The organism is Stenotrophomonas maltophilia (genome assembly GCF_039555535.1).
Classification (GTDB): Bacteria; Pseudomonadota; Gammaproteobacteria; order Xanthomonadales; family Xanthomonadaceae; genus Stenotrophomonas; species Stenotrophomonas maltophilia_Q.
Genome location: NZ_CP154630.1, coordinates 1,371,283 through 1,384,416, shown reverse-complemented (window position 1 = coordinate 1,384,416; position 13,134 = coordinate 1,371,283). Strand labels below are relative to the sequence as shown.

The 13,134-nt window shown below is 67.7% G+C and carries 14 protein-coding genes; 7 read left to right on the top strand and 7 right to left on the bottom strand.

Annotation, left to right across the window (positions count from 1 at the left end):
* Window positions 1–10 precede the first annotated feature (10 nt).
* Window positions 11–193: a hypothetical protein gene (locus AASM09_RS06420; protein WP_005410566.1), complete on the top strand. Its 183-nt coding sequence runs from the start codon at window positions 11–13 to the stop codon at window positions 191–193.
* A 49-nt stretch (window positions 194–242) separates the two neighbouring features.
* Here the strand turns inward: AASM09_RS06420 and AASM09_RS06415 are convergent, their stop codons facing one another.
* Genes AASM09_RS06415 through AASM09_RS06405 form a run of 3 tightly spaced genes read right to left on the bottom strand, consistent with a single transcriptional unit; the run spans window position 243 to window position 2,243 of the window.
* Window positions 243–1,124 carry a DUF4097 family beta strand repeat-containing protein gene (locus tag AASM09_RS06415; RefSeq protein WP_049426787.1) on the bottom strand — a complete coding sequence of 294 codons (882 nt, stop codon included), beginning with the start codon at window positions 1,122–1,124 and terminating at the stop codon, window positions 243–245.
* Between the two features lie 10 nt (window positions 1,125–1,134).
* A complete protein-coding gene (locus tag AASM09_RS06410) occupies window positions 1,135–1,668 on the bottom strand; it encodes a hypothetical protein (RefSeq protein ID WP_049426786.1) in 534 nt (177 codons plus the stop codon).
* Window positions 1,665–2,243, bottom strand: a complete 579-nt coding sequence (locus AASM09_RS06405; protein WP_012511790.1) for an RNA polymerase sigma factor — start codon at window positions 2,241–2,243, stop codon at window positions 1,665–1,667. Before AASM09_RS06405 ends, AASM09_RS06410 begins: the two co-directional genes overlap by 4 nt.
* Before the next feature lie 126 nt (window positions 2,244–2,369).
* Between AASM09_RS06405 and AASM09_RS06400 the strand changes: the two genes are divergently transcribed.
* Window positions 2,370–2,549: a hypothetical protein gene (locus tag AASM09_RS06400; protein ID WP_049426785.1), complete on the top strand. Its 180-nt coding sequence runs from the start codon at window positions 2,370–2,372 to the stop codon at window positions 2,547–2,549.
* 36 nt (window positions 2,550–2,585) lie between these two features.
* Window positions 2,586–3,179 (top strand): mechanosensitive ion channel domain-containing protein, encoded by a 594-nt coding sequence (locus tag AASM09_RS06395; protein ID WP_100443786.1) that lies wholly within the window; start codon window positions 2,586–2,588, stop codon window positions 3,177–3,179.
* Window positions 3,180–3,698: 519 nt separating this feature from the next.
* Here AASM09_RS06395 and AASM09_RS06390 read toward each other — a convergent pair.
* Window positions 3,699–3,965 (bottom strand): DksA/TraR family C4-type zinc finger protein, encoded by a 267-nt coding sequence (locus AASM09_RS06390; protein WP_049430538.1) that lies wholly within the window; start codon window positions 3,963–3,965, stop codon window positions 3,699–3,701.
* A 171-nt stretch (window positions 3,966–4,136) separates the two neighbouring features.
* Entirely contained in the window at window positions 4,137–4,694 is a 558-nt protein-coding gene (locus AASM09_RS06385) for a DUF2058 domain-containing protein (RefSeq protein WP_049430503.1), read from the bottom strand.
* Between the two features lie 62 nt (window positions 4,695–4,756).
* Between AASM09_RS06385 and AASM09_RS06380 the strand changes: the two genes are divergently transcribed.
* From AASM09_RS06380 to AASM09_RS06370, 3 genes are all read left to right on the top strand, one after another.
* Window positions 4,757–5,257 (top strand): M48 metallopeptidase family protein, encoded by a 501-nt coding sequence (locus tag AASM09_RS06380; protein WP_049430504.1) that lies wholly within the window; start codon window positions 4,757–4,759, stop codon window positions 5,255–5,257.
* Between the two features lie 47 nt (window positions 5,258–5,304).
* A complete protein-coding gene (locus tag AASM09_RS06375; RefSeq protein ID WP_049430505.1) occupies window positions 5,305–6,003 on the top strand; it encodes an RNA pseudouridine synthase in 699 nt (232 codons plus the stop codon).
* Window positions 6,004–6,131: 128 nt separating this feature from the next.
* On the top strand, window positions 6,132–7,721 hold the full coding sequence (locus AASM09_RS06370) for a phospholipase D family protein (protein ID WP_049430507.1): 1,590 nt from the start codon (window positions 6,132–6,134) through the stop codon (window positions 7,719–7,721).
* Window positions 7,722–7,724: 3 nt separating this feature from the next.
* Here the strand turns inward: AASM09_RS06370 and AASM09_RS06365 are convergent, their stop codons facing one another.
* On the bottom strand, window positions 7,725–8,801 hold the full coding sequence (locus tag AASM09_RS06365) for an HDOD domain-containing protein (protein WP_049430509.1): 1,077 nt from the start codon (window positions 8,799–8,801) through the stop codon (window positions 7,725–7,727).
* A gap of 277 nt (window positions 8,802–9,078) precedes the next feature.
* Between AASM09_RS06365 and AASM09_RS06360 the strand changes: the two genes are divergently transcribed.
* Complete coding sequence (locus AASM09_RS06360) at window positions 9,079–10,176, top strand: Glu/Leu/Phe/Val dehydrogenase dimerization domain-containing protein (protein ID WP_049430511.1); 1,098 nt, start codon at window positions 9,079–9,081, stop codon at window positions 10,174–10,176.
* Window positions 10,177–10,221: 45 nt separating this feature from the next.
* Here the strand turns inward: AASM09_RS06360 and AASM09_RS06355 are convergent, their stop codons facing one another.
* Complete coding sequence (locus tag AASM09_RS06355) at window positions 10,222–13,068, bottom strand: autotransporter serine protease (protein ID WP_049430513.1); 2,847 nt, start codon at window positions 13,066–13,068, stop codon at window positions 10,222–10,224.
* Between the last annotated feature and the right edge of the window lie 66 nt (window positions 13,069–13,134).

Here is a 13,134-nt window from a genome sequence, read left to right as displayed (position 1 = left end):
AGGAGCAACCATGCCCCGCAAGGCAAAGACCCCCGCGAAGGCCAGCAACAGCATCCGCAGCGAACGCAAGGGCGCGGCCGCCAGCACCGTGGTCAGCAGCGATTCGATCGCTTCGGACCTGGCAGCGTTCCGCAAGGCCGGTGGCAAGATCGAAGTCCTCGGCACCACCTGGGCGCTGAAGAAAGCCAGCTGAGCCAGCTCCGACCGCGGCGGCGCTGCCGCCGCGGCCTGCCGGACCGTGCTCAGCGGTCCAGCCGCACCCGCACACTGCCCGAATGCGACTGGATGCGGATGTCTCCATCACCGCCGCCCAGACGTGTATCGAGATGGCTGCCCGGCCCATAGCGCGGCCGCTCCACCTGACCGGCATCGCTGTTGATCGAGCCGCTGAAGCTGTTCACCGACAGCTGTGCCGACACCGTGCGCGGCAGGCTCAGCGTGACCGAGGCACTGACCGATTCGACATTGATGCGGCCGCCGGGAGCCAATCCGGCTGCTGCCAGGTCGATGCTGCCCGAGACGGTTTCCACCGCCAACCGCTGCACGCGCCCGGCGTCGACCTCGACCCGTCCGGACACCGTCTGCGCACCGATATCACCGGACACACCGCCGCCGGCCTCGATCCGGCCACTGACGGTGTTCACATCCAGCTTCGGCGTCTGCAGGCGTGCGCTGACGCTGCCACTGACCGTGTTGAGCTTGCTGTCGCCACTGCGGCCAGCCGCGCTCAGGCTGCCGCTGACCGTGTCGGCCTGCAGCCGTCGCACGTCGATGCCGCTGATGTCCTGGCTGGCGCTGACCGTGCTCAGCAACAGTTCCACCGAGCGCGGCACGTTCAGCACCAGCGTGGCCCCACCGTTGTTGTTGCGGCGCGGGTATTCGATCTCCCAGCGAACGCGATTGGCGCTTTTCTCCTGGCGCAGCTGCAGGCCGTCGCTGAGCGTGCCGGTCAGCTGCACGTCATTGCGGTCCCAGCCACGCACGGTCACCTTGCCGGCGACGTTGCTCAGCTCGATGCGACCGCCCGCGGCCAGGGTATGGCGCTCGTCGATGCGGGTATCGGCCAGCGCCACGGCAGGGGCCAGCAGCAGCGCGACACAGCAGGAAATCAGGGTTCGGGTCATGGGGGTCTCCTCAGGTCGTCAAGCCGGACTCGGCGGCATAGGCCGCCTGCCGGGTCAGTTCCAGCCGCAGCGTGTAGGTACGCTTGAGCTGGCCAAGCAGGTGCGGCGCACGCGGGTCCTGCGCCAGGGCGGCACGGATCTGCGCCGCGCTTTCATCCAGTTCATGCAGGGCCGGCTGCCATTCCGGCGCCCGTCCATCGGGCAGCGCGGCCACGGCCTGCTGGTACTGCTCGGTCATCGCCGCAGCCTGCAGCTGCAGTGCTGAAGGTACCGGCACCTCTGGCTGCGCATGGCGCCACGGCGCCACGGCGTAGACCGCCAGGCTGGCCGCCAACACCGCACCCACCGGCAACCACCAACGCCGACGCGAACGGTTCGGCAGGGCCACCACGTTGTCGCCCGGCGCAGGTGCCGCCTGCGGCTCACGCGGCGGCAGCTGGGCCGAAAGGCGTGCCCAGCCATCGGTGGGTACGTCGCGCTCGCTTGGCAGCGCGCGCAGCCGTGCCAGTAGATCGTGGTCGGAATCGTGGTCGTGTGTATTCATGTCATGTCTCCCAGCCGTGCGCGCAACAGGCCGCGCGCACGATGCAACTGTGCCTTGGAACTGCCGACGGCCATCTGCAGCTGTTCGGCGATTTCCTGGTGTTTCCAGCCTTCGATGTCGTGCAGTACCAGTACCGCACGTGCCCGTGGCGGCAGTGTCGACAGCGCCCGTTCGAGGTCGCGTTCGGTGCCGGCACAGCGGTCGTGTACCGCCAGTTCCTGCAACCCCCCGTCCACTTCGTCGAGGCTGTCGTGGTCCTGCCCGGCAGCACGCCCGCGCAGTTCCATCAGCGCGGCGTTGACGCCCAACCGATGCAGCCAGGTGGACAAGCTGCTTTCGAACCGGAACCCCGGCAGCGCCTTCCACGCCTGCAGGAACGCTTCCTGCAGCGCATCCTCGGCACGTGCCTGCTGGCCGCCACACAACCGCCACAGGACAGCGAATACACGCGGCGCGTGACGCCGGTACAGCAGTTCATAGGCAGCGGTATCGCCCGCGGCCGCCGCCCGCACCAGAGCGGGTTCGTCGACGGCGTCGTTGGCGGCAGGCGGCGCGGGCATGGTGGTGTCGAGCATATCCCTTGGATGCCGCGACCCGGAAAAAGGTTTAGAGCTGATCGACGGCCGATGCCATGCAACCTTTTCGACGGCTGCTGCATCCATGGAAGGTCCTTCGCGAATTTGCCGTCCAGGAGTTCTGCCATGTCCAGCCCATCCTGCGCCGCCCTGCTGGTGATCGCCGCCTGCGTACTGCTGCAGGCATTGGGCCTGTCCTTGCAGCTGCGTCCAGACAACGGCCGCGCCTGCCTGCAGCAGCACCGCCAGGAGCTGGTCTGCCTGGCCTGGACCCCAGCGGTCGAATCCGCTGCACGCGCCGGGTAACATCGAAGGCCGTTATTGCCACCTGTCGTCGCCCCCATGATGTTGTCGCTGAAGGATCACCTGCCGGCCTGGACCTACCCTTGGCTCCACGACGCCGGTATCGCCGGGAAGATCCTGCTCACCCTGCTGGCCGCGTGGCTGCTGCGAGTGCTGGCACGGCGCTTGATCCGCCGCTTCGCCGAGCACTACACGCTCCCGCCGGAGATGGCGATGGGCGCACGCCGGATCAGCAGTTTCGTGGTCTATTTCAGCGCCCTGCTGTACATCCTCAGCCTGCTCGGCGCATCGCCTTCGGTACTGTGGACCGCGTTCACCGGCTTCGCGGCCGTGGGCGCAGTGGCCTTCTTCGCGGCCTGGAGCGTGCTCTCCAACATCTTCTGCACGCTGCTGATCTTCACCACCCGCCCGTTCCGCCTGCATGACTACATCGAAGTGCTGGAGAACGGCGAGAAGCCGGGCCTGAAGGGCCGGGTGATCGACGTGAACCTGATCTACACCACGCTGCAGGAGACCGGCGACGGCCACGAAGGCACGGTGCTGCAGCTGCCGAACAACCTGTTCTTCCAGCGCACGGTGCGCCGCTGGCGCGACCCGGCACAGGCACCGGGCGGCATCCAGGGCGACGGCTGAGGGTGGGTTTTTCTTTGCAGGGCTGCGCCCTGCACCTGCCGAAGCAACGTCAACGTCAAAGGCGGGCATTCCGTGGGTTGGCGGGGTGGGTCCGGTTGAGGGGGACGCTGCAAGTACGTCCATGTAAGCTCGGTCGCCGCATCCATGCGGCTCACGCCCCCTCAACCGGACCCACCCCGCCTTCGACAGTTTTCCGCGAACTGTCGGAACGGCGTTCTGCTTTGGTGTGTGCCGACCGTTGGTCGGCACGAATGAATTCATTCGATATCTGACAGATGTGCCGACTAACGGTCGGCACCCGCCAACAGCGCACGGAATCTGTCAGAGGCGGGGCGGTTTGGGTGGGCAGGACCGTTGGCGCCATGGATGGCGCCATCGAGCCCCCATGGATGGGTTTACGGCGTGTCCTGACCACCCACACCGCCCCGCCATCCCACGGAATGCAGGCTTTTGACGTTGCTCTGGCTCTAGCTCTGGCTTCGGCAGGTGCAGGGCGCAGCCCTGCAATAAAAACCCCCTTTACCTCAGCTGGCTGTCCTTGCTGCCGCGCCGGTTGTAGCCACTGTGCGCCTGCTCTTCGTCGTCGTGCGCCTGCTGGCACGCCACGCAGAGCCGAACACCGGGTACAGCCCGGCGCCGCGCCAACGGAATCGGCGCGTCGCATTCCTCACAGTGTTCCAGACCGGGGCCCTCGCGCAGCTGGCGCCGTGCGCGGGCGATCGCATCGTCGACGGTGGCGTCAATCTGGTCCTGGACCGCGCCGTCTCCCGCCCAACCGGTGGCCATGGCCATCCTCCGCAGGTGTGTCGCCTGATATGGAGACGATACACCCCGGCAAAAAGACAGGCCTTCGTGTAGAGCCGAGCCATGCTCGGCTGCTCTTCAGGATGCCAAACAGAACGCGAATGGGTTCGATCAAGCCGATTGCGACTTAATCCCCTCCGTCCCCTTTTTTGCTTACCAGACCAGGTCGTCCGGCACCTGGAACTGCGCGTAGTAGGCATCGTCCTCGGCATTGCCGGTGGAGATCTCGGCGGTCGAGCCCGGCTGGCCGTGATCGACGATGATCGCTTCCGGCGCGCGTTCACGCACCTTCTCTGCCGCAGCGCGCGGCAGCAGGGCGTAGCCGTCGCCGTGGGCAACGATGACGAGCACACCGACCGACAGCGCCTTGCGCAGCTTGGGGTCGATCAGCAGGGTGCGGATCGCGGCGCCGTCACTGAACCGGTACTCATCGTCGCCCTTGTGGGGCACGGCGTGGGCACTGATGATCTGCCGGGCCTGGGCCTTCTGTTCAGCCTGGCGGGCCTGGGCGTTACGCTCGGCGGCCAGCGCGCGGTCGCGCTCGACCTTCTCGGCGCGGGCGCGTTCAGCCTCGCGCTGGACCTCGCCCGAGGTCGATTCGGCCTTGCCCTGGCGGGCCTTGGCCTGCGCGCTCGCGGCAGCGCTGGCCTGCGACTTCTTGGCCAGGCCGGCCTTGAGCAATTGTTCCTGCAGCGCGTTGGGCTTTGCCATGGTCGATGCGTACCGCGTGTAATCTTGGATGCCCCATTCTACCGACGCCCCGCCGCCCCTGCATGGCAGTCCTGAAGTACCTCACCGGCTATCCTGAACCCCTGGTCGCCCAGGTCAGCGACCTGCTGGCGCAGGGCAAGCTCGGCCCTTGGCTGCAGCAGCGCTACCCCGACCCGCACGAGGTGCGCAGCGACCGCCAGCTGTACGACTACACCCAGGAGCTGAAGGACCGCTACCTGCGCAAGTCGGTGCCGCTCAACAAGGTCTGCTACGACAACACGCTGGAAGTGATCAAGCACGCCCTGGGCACCCATACCGCCATTTCCCGCGTGCACGGTGGCCGCCTCAAGGCCAGCCGCGAGATCCGCATCGCCACCGTGTTCCGCCAGGCACCGGCGGCCTTCCTGCGCATGATCGTGGTGCACGAACTGGCCCACCTGAAGGAAGCCGACCACAACAAGGCCTTCTACCAGCTGTGCCAGCACATGGAACCGGATTACCTGCAGCTGGAATTCGATACCCGCCTGTACCTGACCGAGCTGGCCAACCGCGGCCAGCGCTGACCGGCCGCAGCAGCTACACTGCGCGCCCCCTGCCCGACCTGCCCGCCATGGAACCGATCCGTCTCGACAAACACCTGTCCGCCCTGCTCGGCATCCCGCGCGGCGAAGCACGGCGCTACATTGAAGGTGGCTGGGTGTCGGTCAACGGCGAGGTGGTGGAACAACCGCAGCGCCCGGTCGATGACAGCGCGGTGATCGTAGTGGCGGAGCAGGCCAGCGATGAAAAGGCCGAACGGGTAAGCATGCTGTTGAACAAGCCGGCCGGTGTCGCCGCCGAAACCCTGTGCACGCTGGTCAGCAGTGACAGCCGCAGCGAACTCGACGCCAGCGATATCCGTCCACTGCAGCGGCATTTCCACGGCCTGCAGCTGGCCGCATCACTGCCTGCGGCTGATAGCGGCCTGGTCGTGGTCAGCCAGGATCCGGCCACGCTGGCGCATCTGCAGCGCAATCTGGGCCGCACTGAGCAGGAATACCTGATCGAAGTGGCCGAGGGCGGCCCGGAGCGTGGGCCATGGCTGATGGCGCGTTTGCAGCAGGAGGCCGGCGGCGGCAAGGTCAGCTGGCAGAGCGAACAGCGGCTGCGGTTCGCCGGCAAGGGGCTCACCGCCAAGGGCCTGCGTGCGGCGGTGACAACCGCCGGGCTGCAGGTAACCGGGGTGCGTCGGCTGCGCATTGGCCGCGTGGCGCTGGGGCCGCTGCCGCCGGGCCAGTGGCGCTACCTGGGCAGCGACGAGCGCTTCTGAGGCTCCGGGGTCAGAGCCCTTTCCCGTGGAAAGGGGTCCGCCCCCATCCGTGACGCCCGCCGGGGTCGGATCCCTTGCCGCAGGCAAGGGCTCTGACCCGGATTGATCCTGCAGATCTTCTTCCACGCATGACGTGGATCTACCATCGGGGCATGAGCCTGTCCAAGCCCTTCTGGCGACGCCTGCTGCGCATCGCTGCAATCATTCTCGCCGCGCTGTTGCTGCTGGTCCTGTCCGGCCTGCTGCTGGCCGACCATCTCACCCCGCAGGCACGGGGCACACCCTCGCTGGTGCTGCCACTGCAGCCGGCGCAGACCCGCATCGACCAGCAGATCGTGCCATTGCAGGAGGCCCATCCCGGCCAGTCCGGCGTGGCTTTCCTCAGTGATGGCATGGATGCCTTCGCCGCACGCGCGATGATCACCGCACAGGCTGGCCGCAGCCTGGACCTGCAGTACTACATCTGGCACGACGACCTGGTCGGCCACCTGATGGCCAAGGCGCTGTACGACGCCGCAGAGCGCGGCGTGCGCGTGCGCATCCTGCTCGACGACATGAACGCCAAGGACAAGGACGCCTTGATGATGGCGCTCGATGCGCATCCGAACATCGAGCTGCGTCTGTACAACCCGTTCCGCAACCGCAGCGGCATCGCGCGCACCCTGGAGCTGGTGCAACGCGCCTTCAGCGTGAACCACCGCATGCACAACAAGAGCTGGATCGCCGATGGCCGCATTGCGATCGTCGGTGGCCGCAACATCGGCGAGGAGTACTTCAGCGCGCGCGACGACGTGAACTTCCAGGATCTGGACCTGGTCGTGGCCGGGCCGGCCGTGCAGCAGGCCAACCGGATCTTCGACGACTACTGGAACAGCGGCGCGGCCATCCCGATTTCCGCGCTGGCGTCCTACACCGATGCACAGCTGCGGCAGCTGGTGCGGCAGTCGGACCTGGATGCGATGCATGCCAAGGCGCAGCCGTACCTGCAGCGCGTGGCCGAATCACGCCAGCGGCAACGGCCCAGTCCGGAACCGTTGCACTGGAGCGCGGACGTGCAGATCGCATCCGATCCACCGATGAAGCACCGCGACGATGATCGCCGCGGCTGGCTGGTCAGCACGCTCAGCGAGGAACTGCGCAGCACCCGCCGCAGTGCACTGTTGATCTCACCCTATTTCGTGCCCGGCCACGATGGCGTCGAGGCGCTTTCGACGCTGGCCGCACGGGGCGCGCAGGTTGGCGTGGTCACCAATTCGCTGGCTGCCAACGACGTGGCTGCCGTGCACGGCGGCTACATGGGCTACCGCGTGCCGCTACTGCAGGCCGGCGTGAAGCTGTACGAACTGAAGGCGCATGGCCGGCCCGATACCAGCCTGTTCGGCAGCAGTGGCGCCAGCCTGCACACCAAGGCGTTCGTGGTCGACAACCGCCGTGGCTTCGTCGGCTCGTTCAATCTCGATCCGCGCTCGGCCTATCTGAACACCGAAATGGGCGTGCTGTTCGATGACCCGGTGCTGGGCGCGCAGCTGCGCGACGAGTACCTGCGCCTGGCCAGCCCCGAGTACAGCTGGTGGCTTGCCCTGGGACAGAACGACGCGCTGCGCTGGCTGGAACGGCAGCCGCCCCCGCACTGGGTGGAGACCGAGCCCGGTGCCAGCCTCGGCAAGCGCTGGACCGCACGGGTGATCAGCTGGCTGCCGGTGGAATCGCAGCTGTAACCCTCACGGTGCCGGACCGCCCTGATCCTGTCCGGCTTCGTCCAGCGTTTCCACGCTGCGACCGTGCAGGCGCCGCCAGATCCAGCGCAGCGCATGCGGCGGCGCCGACGGCAGTTGTTCGAGCAGGGCCAGCATGCGGCTCTGGCTGGCATGTCCATGCCGGCACAGCAGGCTGGCCGCCGCTGCGGCGCTGGCCAGACGCAGGCTGTCGGCCAGTGGGCCATCGGCCTCCGGCGCCAGTGCCTGGTGCACCGGCTCGGGCAGCTCCCAGGCTGCAGCCACGCGTTGTGCCAGCGGCAACGACCACTGCTGCAGCAGCTGCAGGGCCAGCGCCGGCTCTACGGTTTCACCGCGCGCCTGCGCTTCCTGCAGCAGCTGGCGCATCACCAGCGCAGAGCCCAGCCCCTGCACCAGCCCCAGCCACTGCGCGGCGAAGGCGTCACCGAAAGTGACCGTGCGCGCGTGATCGGCCGCTGCACGCGACGCCAGCAATGCGTGTTCCCAGACGATCGTGCTGAACTGCGGGAACACGTCGCACTGCACCTGCATCACCGGCTGCACCAGCACCGCGCTGATGATCTGGCGCACGCCTTCGGTACCGACCAGGGTCACCGCCCGCTGCAGGCTTTCCACCGGCCGCTCATGCACCTTGTAGGCCGGGCTGTTGGCGATGCGCAGCAGGTTGCCGGTCAGCACCGGGTCCTGGCCGATGATGGCTGCCATCACCCGCGCCGAAGCCGCATCGTCGTTGACGGTCTGGATCAGCTGCGGCAGCAGCTGCGGGCGCCGGGGCAACTGCCGGGTCGCCCAGTCGCGGTCCTGCAGCGCGCGCGCCACCGCTTCGCCCAGTGCCGGATCCTGGACGGGGGCAGGCTCGCCGGCCAGCCGTGGGTACAGGGCCAGTGCGTGCAGGCCGCGCTGCAGGTGCGCGGCGATCTCACCGGCCTGCAGGGCCTCGCCCTGCAGGCTGGCTGCGGCAGCAGCGACGGCCTGTCGCGATACGGCCGCCAGGCGCAGCGGAGCCGCCCCGGTCGACCGCGCCAGCCAGGCGCGCAGCGATCGCCACCAGGCCGGCGTCATCGCCGCCCGCCCTGTCGTTGTGGTGCCCTTGCCGTCACTGACCGCCTGCCTCTTCACGCGAATCCGGCCACCCGCCGTCGTCGCAGCATCGGCCGCACTTTCATCTTCTTTAACCGGAAGGCCGCCGAAGTCGACGGCAGCGGCCGGGGGAATGGACTAGAATGGCGCCGCGCGACCCGTCCCCCTGCACTGACGACGTCGCTTTTTTTGTTTTGGGACCCTACCGTTCACTGGCCGTTCGTTGCAGTTCCCCGCCGTTCGCGCCATCGGAGACGCCATGCTATTCGAAACCCTCGCCACCACCGGCCACGAACAAGTGGTGTTCTGCCACAACCACGATGCCGGCCTGAAGGCGATCATCGCCATCCACAACACCACTCTGGGCCCGGCCCTGGGCGGCGTGCGCATGCGCCCTTACGCCAGCACCGACGAGGCGCTGGCCGATGTGCTGCGGCTGAGCCGGACGATGACCTACAAGAATGCCCTGGCCGGCCTCAACGTGGGCGGCGGCAAGGCGGTGATCATCGGCGACCCGAAGACGGACAAAACCGAAGTGCTGTTCCGCGCCTTCGGCCGCTACGTCGATTCGCTGAGCGGCCGCTACATCACCGCCGAGGACGTTGGCACCGACGTCAACGACATGGAGAACATCTACCTGGAGAGCCAGTTCGTGACCGGCGTGCACCAGGTCCATGGTGGCTCCGGCGATCCGGCGCCGTTCACGGCCTACGGTGCGCTGCAGGCACTGATGGCGTCGATGCGCTTCAAGTTCGGCCATGAGGAAGTGGGCAAGACCAGCATCGCGGTGCAGGGCCTGGGCCACATCGGCATGGAACTGGTGAAACTGCTGCGTGACCGCGGCGCCAAGCTGTATGTCACCGACCTGGACAGTGCGCTGGTTGATCGTGCAGTCAGCGATTTCGGTGCCGAGGCGGTCAAGCCGGACGAGATCCACGAAGTGAACGCCGACGTGTTCGCACCGTGCGCGCTGGAAGGCGCCATCAACGCCGATACCCTGCCGCGGATCAAGGCGAAGATCATCTGCGGCACCGCCAACAACCAGCTGTCGAGCCTGGAGATCGGCGACGAACTGCATGCGCGCGGCATCCTCTACGCGCCGGACTACGCGGTCAACGCAGGCGGCGTGATGAACGTGTCGCTGGAAATCGACGGCTACAACCGCGAACGTGCGATGCGCCTGATCCGCAGCATCTACCACAACCTCACCCGCATCTTCGAACTGTCGCAGCGCGAGAACATCGCGCCGCAGCGCGCAGCCGACCGCATTGCGGAAAGCCGCATCCTGTCGATCGGCAAGCTGAAGATGCCGCTGGGCCGCAGCACCCCACGCCTGGGCAACCTGCGCGGCGGCTGAGGCTGCAGACGTCGCGCCGGGAGTCTTCCCGGCGCGACCGATTCCTCAGAACCCGGTGCTGTAGCGCAACGCAGCCTGCCGCGCGCCCTCGCCACCGATACGCTGGTCAAAGCCCAGGCTCAAGCGGCCATTGCGGCCCCACCACGATTCCAGCGCCAGGCCGATCAGCGCACTGCTACGCGGCGCATTCCAGCCTGCCAGCGGCGCCCATGCATCCACGCCGACAAAACTGGCTTGCCAATCGGCGCCACCGCCGTCCAGCCGCTGCTGCCACTCGGCGTGTCCGCGCAGGGTCCACCGCCCCCATCCACGCTCGCCGCGGATGCCGGCCAGCATCTGGCTGCGCTGCACCCGGGTGGCATCACCACGCAGGCCGAAGCCGAAACCGCCCAGCTCATTGAACGCATCGGTATCGACACGCGTGGTGCTTGCACCGAGGTAGGGCGTCAACGAAGCGCCTGCGCGGCCCAGCCGATATCCGCCTTCCACGCTGGCGCTGCTGAAACGCCCGCCGTAACGCGCCGAGACACCGTAGACGCCCGCACCCAGCAGCAGCTGGCGATCCAGCGCGCGGGTGAACTGGCCACTGCCGAACTGGGCCAGCGCATAGCCTCGCCCCTGGCTCCAGCCAGCGTACAACTGTGCCTGCGCCTGGCGGTCACGCCCACGATCACCGCCGAAACTGCTGCCACCATTGCTGCGGGTCTCGCCGAAGGCAACGCCCATCAGGCCGTTGCCGCCCAGCGGCAGATCCTGTCCGGCCATCCAGCCACGGCTGTCTGCGCTGTTGCCGGCAAAGCTGCCCTGCCCGGCCTCGCCCAACGCGCTCTGCCAGGTACCCCGCAGGCGCGGGGTGGACTGTACGCGGTCGAAGCGCTCGGCAATCGCACGCCGCGACATGTCGATGCTGTCGAAGGTGGCGGCCTCGGCGCGCGCATGCGCCTGGCCGGACAGGCTCTGCAGGCTGTCGGCCAGGCCCTGCTGGCCCCCTCCGGCCCATTGCAGCGCACCGGCCGCGGCACCGAAGGGCGATCCCTGCAGGCCGGTGTTGCCGTCGAGCACTGCGAATGCGCCTTCCAGGCGCTGCGCGGCCCCCTGCGCAGATGCGCTCAGGCCGCTGGCCGCGGCGGTGACGCTGACCTGGATCACGTTCAACCACGCGTTGTTGCTGTCGTAGCCATACGTGGGTGACACCAGGGTCAGCCCCTGCAGGCCGGTGGAAGTGGCTTGGGTATTGAAGGTGCCGTTCAGGCCCCCCGCGGCGTGGATGAGATCCTGGCGCGTTCCGTTCTGCGGCACATAACCGGAGACGAAGCCATGCACACGCACACCACCATTGATCGTGGCGTTGCCGGTGACCTGCAACGCGTTGGCACCGAGCGCGATCATCAGCTGCGCGCCGGGCTGCTGGGTGTAGTTGCCCTCGATGGTGCCGGTGGTGTTGCCGGTGGTGAGGAACACGCTGCCGCCGTTGACCACGTTGCCAATCACCCGCGGCGTGCCACCGTTGAACTGCAGACCGGTGGAATCCGGGTCGGGCTGGGCGAGGATCGTCACGTTGGAACGGATCACGCCACCGTTCTGCAGCGTCAGGATGCCGCGCTCGACACGGGTGGCACCGGTGTAACCGTTGTTGCCGGTCAGCACCAGCTTGCCGTCCCCCTGCTTGACCAGGCCACCGCTGCCGGTGATGTCGTTGCTCCACGTCGAACCGGTCGAACCCGCATCCACACTGGTGGCCACATCACCCCAGTCGAAGCGGCCGGGACCATTGATCGCGCGACCGATATCGAGCAGGCCATAGCCGAACACCGGATCCACACCGGGCGCGCCGATGTCCTTGGCGGTACCCAGCAGGGTCTGCCGCACCAGATCGTTGTTGAAGTAGGGGAAGCGCTGCCAGACCAGCGCCGCCGCACCGGAGACCAGCGGCGCGGCGAACGACGTACCGTAGTTCCAGTAGTAGCTGCCACCGTTGGCATCCGGGTAGACCGCGCTGCCCGGCGCCGCCAGGCAGTAGCGGGCCGCCTGGCCGCAGGCATTCGAATAGCTGGCCAGCGCGCCCGGCGTATACGGATCCACCGCCGTGGCCACCAGCCAGCCGCGCTCCAGGTCGGCTGCCGGAAGCGTGCCTGCCACACCCTTCTGGCTGGGCAGCGCGGCCAGGCTGCTCGGCTCGCTGCGGCCGTCATTGCCGGCGGCGAACACCACCAGGCCGCCGTGGTTGATCACGAACGGCCGGTACTCGGCGGCCACCTGCGCGGTGGTGGGCAGGTCGGTCCAGTACAGGCCACCCCACGAGTTGTTCATCACCTTCACGTTGTAGCTGATCAGGTCCTGGTGGACCTGGGCCACACCCAGCGGCCCACTGAAGGCATTGCCCTGGCCACTGCCGTCATCGGTCGGCGGCTTGTCGGAAATGATCCGTGCCGAGACGATCTGAGCCCCTGGCGCGATACCGCCCGGCCAGCTTCCCACTGCTGCACCAGCAGCGAGGCTGGCCACGGCGGTGCCATGCCCGACCACGTCATCAACCCCCAGGTTGTTCCTGGCCGGATCGATGTAATTGAAGTTGGCCAGCACGCGACCATTCAAGGCCACCGCATTGCGCTGCACGCCCGAATCGACGATGCCGATGCGCACGCCCCGCCCGGTCAGGCCGGCGGCCTGTGCGGCACGCGCGTTGGTGACTGAAAGATGCGCATCAAAGGCCGGCTCCTGCGGCTTGGCCGGCGGTGGTGTCGTCGGGGGAGGCGTGGTCGGAGGTGTCGGCGTGGTCGGGGGCGGGTCGACACGCACGTTGCTGCCGCCTCCGCCGCCTCCACCACAGGCCGTCAGCGCCATCGCCAGCGCGGTTGCAAGCACAGACCTCACCATCATCTTGCGTTCCATCGATTCCTTCCCGTGAACGTTGGCCTGCCTTCATCCCGGCAGGCGTTCGGCGCCGCACACCGGCAG

Bases quoted from the DNA above. Each gene is read 5' to 3' on its own strand.
- AASM09_RS06420 (WP_005410566.1), top strand. From the start codon at position 11: ATGCCCCGCAAGGCAAAGACCCCCGCGAAGGCCAGCAACAGCATCCGC.
- AASM09_RS06415 (WP_049426787.1), bottom strand. From the start codon at position 1,124: ATGACCCGAACCCTGATTTCCTGCTGTGTCGCGCTGCTGCTGGCCCCT.
- AASM09_RS06410 (WP_049426786.1), bottom strand. From the start codon at position 1,668: ATGAATACACACGACCACGATTCCGACCACGATCTACTGGCACGGCTG.
- AASM09_RS06405 (WP_012511790.1), bottom strand. From the start codon at position 2,243: ATGCTCGACACCACCATGCCCGCGCCGCCTGCCGCCAACGACGCCGTC.
- AASM09_RS06400 (WP_049426785.1), top strand. From the start codon at position 2,370: ATGTCCAGCCCATCCTGCGCCGCCCTGCTGGTGATCGCCGCCTGCGTA.
- AASM09_RS06395 (WP_100443786.1), top strand. From the start codon at position 2,586: ATGATGTTGTCGCTGAAGGATCACCTGCCGGCCTGGACCTACCCTTGG.
- AASM09_RS06390 (WP_049430538.1), bottom strand. From the start codon at position 3,965: ATGGCCACCGGTTGGGCGGGAGACGGCGCGGTCCAGGACCAGATTGAC.
- AASM09_RS06385 (WP_049430503.1), bottom strand. From the start codon at position 4,694: ATGGCAAAGCCCAACGCGCTGCAGGAACAATTGCTCAAGGCCGGCCTG.
- AASM09_RS06380 (WP_049430504.1), top strand. From the start codon at position 4,757: ATGGCAGTCCTGAAGTACCTCACCGGCTATCCTGAACCCCTGGTCGCC.
- AASM09_RS06375 (WP_049430505.1), top strand. From the start codon at position 5,305: ATGGAACCGATCCGTCTCGACAAACACCTGTCCGCCCTGCTCGGCATC.
- AASM09_RS06370 (WP_049430507.1), top strand. From the start codon at position 6,132: ATGACGTGGATCTACCATCGGGGCATGAGCCTGTCCAAGCCCTTCTGG.
- AASM09_RS06365 (WP_049430509.1), bottom strand. From the start codon at position 8,801: ATGACGCCGGCCTGGTGGCGATCGCTGCGCGCCTGGCTGGCGCGGTCG.
- AASM09_RS06360 (WP_049430511.1), top strand. From the start codon at position 9,079: ATGCTATTCGAAACCCTCGCCACCACCGGCCACGAACAAGTGGTGTTC.
- AASM09_RS06355 (WP_049430513.1), bottom strand. From the start codon at position 13,068: ATGGAACGCAAGATGATGGTGAGGTCTGTGCTTGCAACCGCGCTGGCG.